The sequence below is a fragment of the Dermacoccus sp. CCH2-D9 genome, from assembly GCF_001556795.1.
GTDB lineage: Bacteria > Actinomycetota > Actinomycetes > Actinomycetales > Dermatophilaceae > Dermacoccus > Dermacoccus nishinomiyaensis.
Genome location: NZ_LSJT01000120.1, coordinates 1 through 9,444, shown reverse-complemented (window position 1 = coordinate 9,444; position 9,444 = coordinate 1). Strand labels below are relative to the sequence as shown.

Here is a 9,444-nt window from a genome sequence, read left to right as displayed (position 1 = left end):
CGCCTCGAGCGACCCCGCCGACGCGCGCCTGAAGGCACTGCTCGCGAGGCCACTGACGGACGACGCCGAGCACGCCGAGGCCCTCGAGCTGCTGCGCGCGCACCCCGCCATGGAGCAGGCCCGCGCGCACACGCTGACGACAGCGCGCGAAGCCGCCGCTCTCATCGACGAACTCGGCGAGGGCGAGGTGCAGGACGCGCTCAAGGAGGTTCCGCTGAGCGTCGCGACGCGTTCGGCGTGACGGGCGCCGGTGCGGGGAGAGTTGAGACCACGTGCTGACACCGCGCTCCGTCCCGAGGCGTGAACGCCGGGTGTTCAGCAAGTGACCATCTGGGTGTCGAATGTGGTGCAAGACACATGTCCAGTTCAGGGGGCGTTAGAGTCGCAGTTATGCCTCGGCTAGACATCGAAACGCGACGCGCGCAACTCATCCAGGCGGCCGTCGCGATCGCCCTGCGGGACGGCCTGGACAACACGACCGTCCGCCGTATCGCGACGGAGGCGGGCGTCTCGCTCGGCACCGTCCACTACTGCTTCGACAGCAAGAAGGCGCTGCTCGAAGCCATGGTCGAGTCGATCGCGACTCGCGACATCGAGGCGGCGTCACTGCCGTTGCCGGACGACGTCTCGCCCGTCGACGCCATCCGCGCCGCGTTCCGCTACTACTGGTCGATCAGTGGTGCGCAGGCGGACCGGCAGCGACTCGTCTACGAACTCGTCGCCTACCTCGTGCGTCAGGAAGACTCGGGCCCCGAACTCGCGCGCCGCATCTTCGCCACGAACTACGCGATCGTCCACGACTTCGTCGAGACCTTCCAGACACGCTGGTCGAACGACCTCGGCATCCCGACCGAGGTCGTCCAGCGCATGGTCATCGCCATGACGGACGGCGTCGCCCTCGCCTGGCTCGCCGACGGTGATGACGACAAGGCGCTCGCCGTCCTCGACGCCTTCGCCGGCCTGTTCGCCGACCGAGTGTCCGCGTGAGCGTCTTCGACACACCGTTGGGGCCGATCAGGGCGCCGACGGCCGTCCTCGACCGCGCGGCGTTCACGCGCAACCTGACGGCGCTACGCGACGTCGCGACCCCCGTGCCGCTGCGCATCGCGACGAAGTCGATCCGCGTGCGCGCGCTCATCGAGGAGGCGTTGCGCCACGACGGCGTCAGCGGTCTGCTCGCCTATTCGGTCGCCGAGGCGCGGTGGCTCCTGTCTCACGGGCTACGTGATGTGCTCGTCGCCTACCCGAGCGCCGACGTCGTCGCGATGCGCGCCATCGCCGACGACGAGGAGGCACGCGCCACCGTCACGCTCATGGTCGACTCGCCCGAGCACGTCGCGATGATCGCGCGCGTCGCCACGCAGGCGGGGGTCGTGCTGCGCGTGGCCATCGACGTCGACATGACGTTCAAGGTCGGTCCGTTCACCGCCGGAGCGCACCGGTCCGACGTGCGTACGCCCGAGGACGCCGTCAGCCTCGCGCAGTGCATCGAGCGGACGCCGGGCGTCGAGCTCGTCGGCTGCATGTTCTACGAGGCGCAGATCGCCGGCGTGCCCGATTCGACGCCCGGTCACCGCCTCATGAAGTGGGCGTCGATGCGCGAGATCGAGGGCCGCCGACGCGCCGTCGTCGACGCGCTGCAGGCGTACTCCGACCTCGAGATCATCAACGGAGGCGGCACGGGATCGGCGCACATCAGCGGGCGTGACGGCGTGCTCGGCGACATCGCCGTCGGCTCCGGGCTGTTCGCGCCGCGTCTGTTCGACGGCTACCGCGCGCTACGCACCGAACCGGCCTGCTGGTTCGTCTCACCCGTCGTGCGCAAACCCGACCCGCAGACCGCCGTCACGTATTCGGGCGGCTACATCGGCTCCGGGCCGCCGTCACGCTCGCGGGTGCCGGTGCCCGTGCATCCGCGTGGGCTCAAGTACTACGGCCAGCTGGGCGCGGGGGAGGTGCAGTCGCCGCTGCACGGAGCGTCCGCGCGCGGGTTGAGCATCGGCGACCACGTGTGGTTCCGCCACTCCAAGGCGGGGGAGATGTGCGAGCGGTTCGACTCGATCCTCGTCGTCGAGAACGGCGCCCTCGTCGACGAGGTCGCGACCTATCGGGGAGAAGGGCAGAACTTTGGCTGAGTGGAGCAACTGGGCCGGCAACGTGACGGCGACGCCGCGCGAGGTCGTCACGCCGCGATCGCGCGACGAGGTCGTTGCGCTCGTGCAGCGCGCCGCGGCGTCGGGCGGGCGGGTCAAACCGGTCGGTGCAGGGCACTCGTTCACGGCGATCGCGGAGCCCGTCGACGTCCAGGTGCGTCTCGATGCGCTGAGCGGCATCGTCGTCGACGAGGCGACGAACCGGGTGCGCATCAAGGCGGGGACGCACCTGTACGACCTCGTCGAGCGGCTCGCCGAACACGGGCTCGCGCTGCCCAACATGGGCGACATCGACCGTCAGACGATCGCGGGGGCGGTCTCGACGTCGACGCACGGCACAGGGCTCGGCTGGACCGGGTTCGGCGGCGCCGTCGTCGGCGGCGAGATGGTGACGGGCACCGGCGAGGTTCTGCGCTGGAGCGACGGCGGGGAGAACGCCGACCTCGTGCCGGCTCTCGCCGTCACGCTCGGGGTGCTCGGGGTGATCACCGAGGTCGAGATGCAGTGCGTGCCGGCGTTCACGCTGGCCGCGACGGAGGGCCCGTCGACGATGACGGCGGAGTTCGCCGGCCTCGACGCGACGCTCGCCGAGATCGACCACTACGAGTTCTACTGGTTTCCGCACACCGACAAGGTGATGACGAAGCGCAACGTCCGCGGGGGCGGTGACGCGGCGGTGAATCCGCTGCCGCGCTGGAAGGGACGACTCGAGGATCAGTTCCTGTCGAACACCGTCTTCGGGTGGCTCAACGAGCTCGCGGTGCGACGGCCGTCGCTCGTGCCGCGCCTCAACGACATCTCCGCCTCGACGCTGTCCGCGCGCGAGTTCTCGGATCGCTCGCACGCCGTGTACGCCTCACCGCGAACGGTTCGGTTCCGCGAATCGGAGATGGCCGTGCCGCTCGAGGCCGCAGAGCCGATCCTGCGGGAGATGCAGCGGTGGGTGGAGCGCACCGCCGAACCCGTCGCGTTCCCCGTCGAGGTGCGCTGGGCTGCCGGTGACGATCGCTGGATGTCGACGGCCAACGAGCGTGACAGCTGCTACATCGCCATCCACCAATACGTGAAGGCCGACCACCGCGCCTACTTCGCGCACTTCTGGGACGTCGCCCGCGAACTCGGCGCGCGCCCTCACTGGGGCAAGATGCACGACTACGACGCCGACTACCTGCGCTCGGTCTACCCGCGTTTCGACGACTTCGTCGCCCTGCGCGATCGTCTCGACCCGCAGCGGGTGTTCGCCAACCCGTATCTGGAACAGGTGCTCGGGGCCTGACGGCTGGGCGCACGGGGCCGAGCCGGGCCGAACACGAGCGAAATCGGTGGGATCGAGCGCTGCAGTGCTTGATCCCACCGATTCGCTCGATCGTGGTTGGTTGTCCACAGGGCGACGTCGTTCGCCCAGCACGCCGTGCCCTCGATGGGCGACAGTGTGAGAGTGAATCCGCCACCCGAGCTGCTGCGGCAGCGAATGCAGCACGGACCCCATCATCTGCACGTGAGTGAACTCGCCACCCATGGGCTGACGCATGACCACGTCCGACGCTGGGTCCGTGACGGTTGGCTCGAATCGCTCGGCAACGGCAGCTATCACATCGTGACGCCGCCGACGTCCGAGAATCCGGCGGTGTGGCGCCGCGAATTGGCGCGACGCCGTGTTGCCGCCACGCTCACGGCACTGCCAGACGTGCTTGCCCTCTATGACCGTCGCAAGGGGGGTGAGCATGGCGCGCGTCGTCGTCGATCTCGCGGACGCCCGGGTCGAGTCGCCGGGGGAGAGCCGGCTGCGCTGGTTGTGCCACACCTACGGGATCGCCTTGGAGCCGCAACACCCGATTCGCGACGAGACGGGCGGCGTCTTCGCCCGGGCTGATTTCCGGGTTGCAGTACTCGTGTCCTCATCGAGTTCGACGGGCTCGGCAAGTACGACAGCCCGCGCGCCCTGCAGGCCGAGAAGCTGCGTCACCTGCGTCTTGAGCGTCTTGGCTTCATCGTCGTGCGGTTGACGTGGCATGACCTCGCTGACCCGGCGCGCGTCGGCGCCATGATCCGAGTGGCTGCGTGTTCAGGCGGCGGCTGCGACGCGTCGGGCGCGGCGGCTGCGGGTGGCGTGCTGCAGCGAGTCGAGCGTCAGGGCGACGAGGGCGAGCCACACGAGGCCGAAGCCGACCCAGCGTCCGGCACTGATGTGCTCGCCGAGTACGAGCACGCCGCACAGCAACTGCATGATCGGCGTCATGAACTGCAGCAGCCCGATCGTCGTCAGCGGGATGCGACGGGCAGCGGCGGCGAACAGCAGCAGCGGGATGGCCGTCGCGACGCCGCTGAAGGCGAGCAGAACGCTGTGCGAGACGCCGTGCCCGCTCCACGTCAGATCCTTCGACGGCAGCACGAACAGCAGCAGCGCGGCGGCCAACGGCGCGAGGACGACGGTCTCCGCTGTCAGCCCTTCGAGGGCGCTGAGGTGGCCGCCGATGCGCTTCTTCATGAGGCCGTATGCGGCGAACGACAGCGCGAGGGAGATGGAGATCCACGGCGGGCTGCCGTAGTCGATCGCGAGGTAGACGCACGCGACGACACCGATCGCGACGGCGAGCCACTGCAGACGCCGCAGCTTCTCACCGAGCACGAGGACGCCGAGCATCACCGTCACGAGAGGGTTGAGGAAGTACCCGAGCGCGGCCTCGGTGACGTGGCCGCTCGTCACGGCGACGACGTAGATCGTCCAGTTCGCGGCGATGAGGAGCGCCGCGATCGTGATGGCGCCGAGCCTGCGCGCGTCCCTGAACAACCCGCCCAGGAAGCCCAGATTGCGGGTGATCGCCAGCAGGACGAGACACAGCAGCAGCGTCCACAGGATGCGATGGCTGAGGATCTCCCACGCGCCCGCCGGTTCGAGGGCATGGAAGTACAGCGGAAACAGACCCCACGCCAGGTAGGCGAGGAAGCCGTAGATCGTGCCTTGGCGCTGCTCGTCAGCCACGCTTCTCCATCGGTCGTCGGGCCGGGTGATCCCGGCGGGGCAGGTGACACCGGTCAGTGCATCAGAAATCTATCCATTCTCGGTTTTCGTCTCGCGCTGGATGTTCGTCTCACGCAGGCGCCGCGCCAGCCCTGACGCTCGGCGCACCGGGGTGCGCACCGCGTGCTCGATGGCGTCGTCCGTGCCGACGACGGTGAGGTGCGCACTCGCGCGGGTCAGCGCGGTGTAGAGCATCTCGCGCGTCAGCAGCCGCGAACTGACCGGCGGCACGATGACCGTGACGTGCTCGGCCTGGCTGCCCTGCGCCTTGTGCACCGTCATCGCGTGCATCGTCTCGACGTCGGCCAGGCGCCACGGTGAGAACTCGGTGCGTTTCTTCGTCTCCTCGCCCGCCTTCTGCCCGCGGTCGACGAGGACGACGAGGTGCCCGCCCGCGTCGATGACGACGCCCGTGTCACCGTTGAAAAGCCCGAGGCTCGGGTCGTTCTTCGTCACGATGACGGGCCGGCCGACGTACATGCGGCCCGCCACGATGTCGACGCCCCGATCGGCGAGCGAGGCCTCGACGAGGCGGTTCCAGCGGGCGACACCGTACGGTCCGGTGCGGTGCGCGCACAGGAGACGGTGGTGACGCAGGGCGCCCAGCGCCGCGTCACGATCCCCGGCAGCGGCCGCCTGACGCAGCTGCCACGCCGATTCCGCGACGTGCGGCAGCGCGGCCAGGTCGACGTCGCCCTCGCTGAGGTGTTCGACGTCGCCGCGCCCACCGCGCAGCACCGCGGTGACGCCCGCGACCTGTTCGTCCGGCGTCGGCGCCGCGAAGGCCAGCGCGAGATCGCGGCGGGATTCGCTGAGCCGGTGATGCGTCGTGAGGCGCACGATCTGCGCGTCGTCGAGCCCGGAGACGAGGTCGCTCAGCACCGAACCGGCCTCGACGGATGCGAGCTGATCGGGGTCGCCGACGAGGAGCAGGCGCGCCGTCGGCTTGAGCGCTTCGAGCAGGCGCGCCGTCATCGCGAGTGACAGCATCGACGCCTCGTCGACGACGACGAGATCGTGCGGCAGCGGGTTGCTCGCGTCGTGCACGAAGCGCTGCGAGTTCGTGCGATCCCACCCGAGCAAGCGATGCAGGGTGATGGCGTCGGGGGCCGCGTCGGGGCCGACGCCGTTCTCACGCAACGACTCCGTCATGCGCGCCGCCGCCTTGCCGGTGGGAGCCGCGAGCGCAAGGCGTAGGTCGGCTCCGAGCCCCGCGTGGGCGGCGCGGATGATCGCAGCGAGCGTGTAGGTCTTGCCCATGCCCGGGCCACCGGTGAGGACGGTCAGCGATCGCGTCAGGACCGAGTGCACCGCTCCGCGCTGCGCGTCGTCGAGCGCGATGCCGGCGATGGCCGCGTCGGCCTCGGCCTGCGACTGCGTGGTGAGGGGAGCCAGCAGTGATTGCCGCTGTGCGATGAGGTCGGCGATGAGGTTCTCGTCGCGGTCGTGACGATCCATGATGAGCAGCGGCGGATCTGCGGCGTCCGCGCCGTCGCCGCGCAGGTGCACGACGCCTTGGTGCGCGAGCGCACTCGCACGCACGAGATCGGCGAGGGCCGCAGGGTCGGGCACGGCGATCACCTCGGCGAGCGTCGCCACCGCGAGGTCGACCTCGTCCTCCTGGTCACGCGCGACCTCGGCGCCCGTCTTGGCGACGCCTGTGAGGTCGAGCGCGCTCGATCCTTCTCGGGCCGCGCGTACGGCGAGAGCGAGCAGCGCGAGCGGCCACCCGTCGCGTTCACCCACGGCGCGGGCGATGCGACGGGCCACGAGTTCGTCGCCGCGGCTGACGAACTCGTGCTCGGCGAGGACGTCGAGTGGGTGGCGTCCGTCTGTGCGACCCGCGTCAGGTGCGACAACCGCCGATTCGGGCGCAGTCTCGACATGGTGGTCGGTCATCGCTGACTCCCTCGCTCGCGACCGTCGATGATGGCGGACAGCGCGACGACGAGCGCTGCCGGTGGGCGCCACGTGAAGACGCCGAAGGGGGTGTCGTCGTCACCGCGGGGCGTGTCAGCCCCCGCCATGCCACGCACATAGAGATACATGACGCCGCCGAGGTGGGTCTCGGGGTCGTAGCCGGGCAGGCGCCAGCGCAGGTAGCGGTGCAGGACGACGGCGTACAGAATCGCCTGCAGCGGGTAGGACGAGTGATTCATCGCCGCGGCGAGGGCCTCGGGGCCGTAAGCAGACAACGTGAGCGGGGCATCCGGATCACCCAGGCGGTTCGTCTTGTAGTCGACGACGAAATAGCGCCCGCCGTGACGGAACGTCAGGTCGATCGAGCCGGTCAGGTACCCGCGCAGCGTCTCCTCGCCGAGCAGGGAGGCCTCGAGATGGTCGGCGTAGGGACGCAGCGGGTCGTCTTCCGGCAGGTGACGGCGCAGGACGTCGGCGAACGCACGCAGGGTCGCCCGGGCGTGGGGGGTGTCACCGCCACCGAGGGGGATCTCGAAGTCCATCTCGGCGATGCGGTCGCTCATTGCGATCCGACGCAGGCACACGTCGTCGGCCAGGGGCCCGAACGGGGTGGCGAGCACCCCGCGCAGCGCTTCGACGAGGGCGTCGACGTCGACGTCGGCCGGCCAGCGCAGCTGTTGTTCGACGATGTGCCGGTGCAGCTCGGCGTCGAGGTCGTCGGCCTGGAAGTCGGCCTCCTCGAGCACACCGTGCACGAGCGAGCCGAACGTCGCGCCGAGCGGCTGGTCGTGCATGGGGGAGAGAGCGTCATCCCCCGGGACATCGGGCGCCGACGGTGCCTGCGGCAGCGCGAGGTCGACGTCCGGGTCGAGCTGGGCGCCGACGGCGTCGGGCTCGCTGACGACGCCCGCCAGCTCGTCGGCGCGCTCGCCGGCGGCCGACAGCGCGGAGTACGACGTGCGTCGCCAGGACGTGTCGACGAGGCGTGGGTCGAACCGTGAGAGGTTCATCTCGTCGCTCGAGACGGCGACGTGAACGGGCGTCGGCTTGGCGCCGGGCACGACCTCGGTGAGGGTGAAGGCCCGGTGTTCAGCCCAGGTCTGGAGGGTCTCGAACAGCTTGTCACCGCGCGGCAGGCCGTTCTGCTCGGTCGTGGTGATGACCTCGCTGCCCTTGTCGCTCGTGCGGCGCGTCAGCAGTTCTCCCAGCGACGCGGCGTCGGCGGCCTGACCGAACAGCAGCCGGTGCAGAGCGCTCTTCGAGGTACTGCGTGCCGTCGGTGCCCACCACAACACCACCTTGCTCTGCGCGCGCGTCATCGCCACGTACGCGAGGCGCATCTCCTCGCCGGAGGCCTCCTCGTGCGATCGCGACGCGTTGATGACGCCCGGATCGAACGAGACGACACGGCCCGCCTCGGTGTAGACGATGTCGGGAACCGAGCGGTCCTTGTCCCATCGGTTCCACAGCGTCGGCGCGAAGACGATGGGGTACTGCAGCCCCTTGCTCGCGTGGATGGTCGACAGTGTCACGGCCTGCGCGTCGGAGTCGAGACGCATGAGGCGCGCGTCGGCGGTGACCTTGGCATCCGCGGCGCTCTGCTCCTGCACCCACGCGACGAGCGCCGCGATGCCGCCGCCGGTCGCGAGCTGACGCTCCGTCAGCAACTGCGCGCAGTGCTCGATGTCGGTGACGTCGCGTTCGCCGCCGACGCGGGCGAGGAGGCGTTCGAGCATGCCGTGCGCTCGCAGCGCATCCACGACGGCGGGGATGCCGCCCTCGTCGAACTGCGCCGCGAGCGCGTGGACGAGTTCGGCGGATTCGTCGGCGTCGGCCGTCTCGAGTGCGTCGATGCGGGCGACGTCCCAGCCGATGAGGGGCGTCAGGCACGCCGCTCGCACGCGCTGCGCGCGATGGGGTTGTTCGAGGGCGAGCAGGAGCTCGAGCCACCAGGCCCCGGCGCTGCTGCGCAGTACGGAGTCGCCACTCATCATCACGGCGGGGATGCCGGCGGCACGCAGCTGCTCGCGGACCTGGAGCAGCTGTGCGTGGGTGCGCGCGAGGACCGCCATGTGGTGCGGCGCGAGCGGCGCGTCGCCGAACGTCGTCCCGCTCGCCAGCAGCTCGCTGGCGCGCACCGCGAGGTCGTGCGCGACGGCGCTGCGCGCGCCAGCTGCGGGCAGCGGGTCACCGTTGACCCAGCGCATCTCGATCGGCGCGGCGTCGCCGACGAGGCGGGACGTCTCGCGGTCGGCGGTGACGGGGTGCGCGACGATGCCGGGCGAGAGCGTCACGTTGCCCATGAGGCGGCCGAGGGCGTCGACGAGCGGGCCGTCGCTGCGGTAGTTC

At 70.3% G+C, this 9,444-nt stretch carries 7 protein-coding genes and 1 pseudogene; 4 read left to right on the top strand and 4 right to left on the bottom strand.

The window, feature by feature from the left end; translation table 11 throughout:
* The 4 genes and pseudogenes from AX669_RS14110 to AX669_RS10465 all read left to right on the top strand — a co-directional run.
* Window positions 1-241, top strand: a pseudogene (locus tag AX669_RS14110) (polyprenyl synthetase family protein); the annotation flags it as partial.
* A 149-nt stretch (window positions 242-390) separates the two neighbouring features.
* Window positions 391-987 (top strand): TetR/AcrR family transcriptional regulator, encoded by a 597-nt coding sequence (locus tag AX669_RS10475; RefSeq protein WP_062258326.1) that lies wholly within the window; start codon window positions 391-393, stop codon window positions 985-987.
* On the top strand, window positions 984-2,135 hold the full coding sequence (locus tag AX669_RS10470) for an alanine racemase (RefSeq protein ID WP_062258324.1): 1,152 nt from the start codon (window positions 984-986) through the stop codon (window positions 2,133-2,135). Before AX669_RS10475 ends, AX669_RS10470 begins: the two co-directional genes overlap by 4 nt.
* Complete coding sequence (locus AX669_RS10465) at window positions 2,128-3,429, top strand: D-arabinono-1,4-lactone oxidase (protein ID WP_082740880.1); 1,302 nt, start codon at window positions 2,128-2,130, stop codon at window positions 3,427-3,429. Before AX669_RS10470 ends, AX669_RS10465 begins: the two co-directional genes overlap by 8 nt.
* A gap of 528 nt (window positions 3,430-3,957) precedes the next feature.
* On the opposite strand, the gene AX669_RS10460 is transcribed toward AX669_RS10465, so the two are convergent.
* The 4 genes from AX669_RS10460 to AX669_RS10445 all read right to left on the bottom strand — a co-directional run.
* On the bottom strand, window positions 3,958-4,167 hold the full coding sequence (locus AX669_RS10460) for a hypothetical protein (protein WP_062258321.1): 210 nt from the start codon (window positions 4,165-4,167) through the stop codon (window positions 3,958-3,960).
* Window positions 4,168-4,218: 51 nt separating this feature from the next.
* The gene (gene rarD / locus AX669_RS10455; protein ID WP_006946240.1) at window positions 4,219-5,136 is read right to left on the bottom strand and encodes an EamA family transporter RarD; all 918 of its coding nucleotides are present in this window, start codon (window positions 5,134-5,136) and stop codon (window positions 4,219-4,221) included.
* A 69-nt stretch (window positions 5,137-5,205) separates the two neighbouring features.
* On the bottom strand, window positions 5,206-7,074 hold the full coding sequence (gene recD, locus AX669_RS10450) for an exodeoxyribonuclease V subunit alpha (RefSeq protein WP_062258319.1): 1,869 nt from the start codon (window positions 7,072-7,074) through the stop codon (window positions 5,206-5,208).
* A partial coding sequence (locus tag AX669_RS10445; RefSeq protein ID WP_062258318.1) for a 3'-5' exonuclease occupies window positions 7,071-9,444 on the bottom strand: 2,374 nt, incomplete at its 5' end. The genes recD and AX669_RS10445, both read right to left, overlap by 4 nt.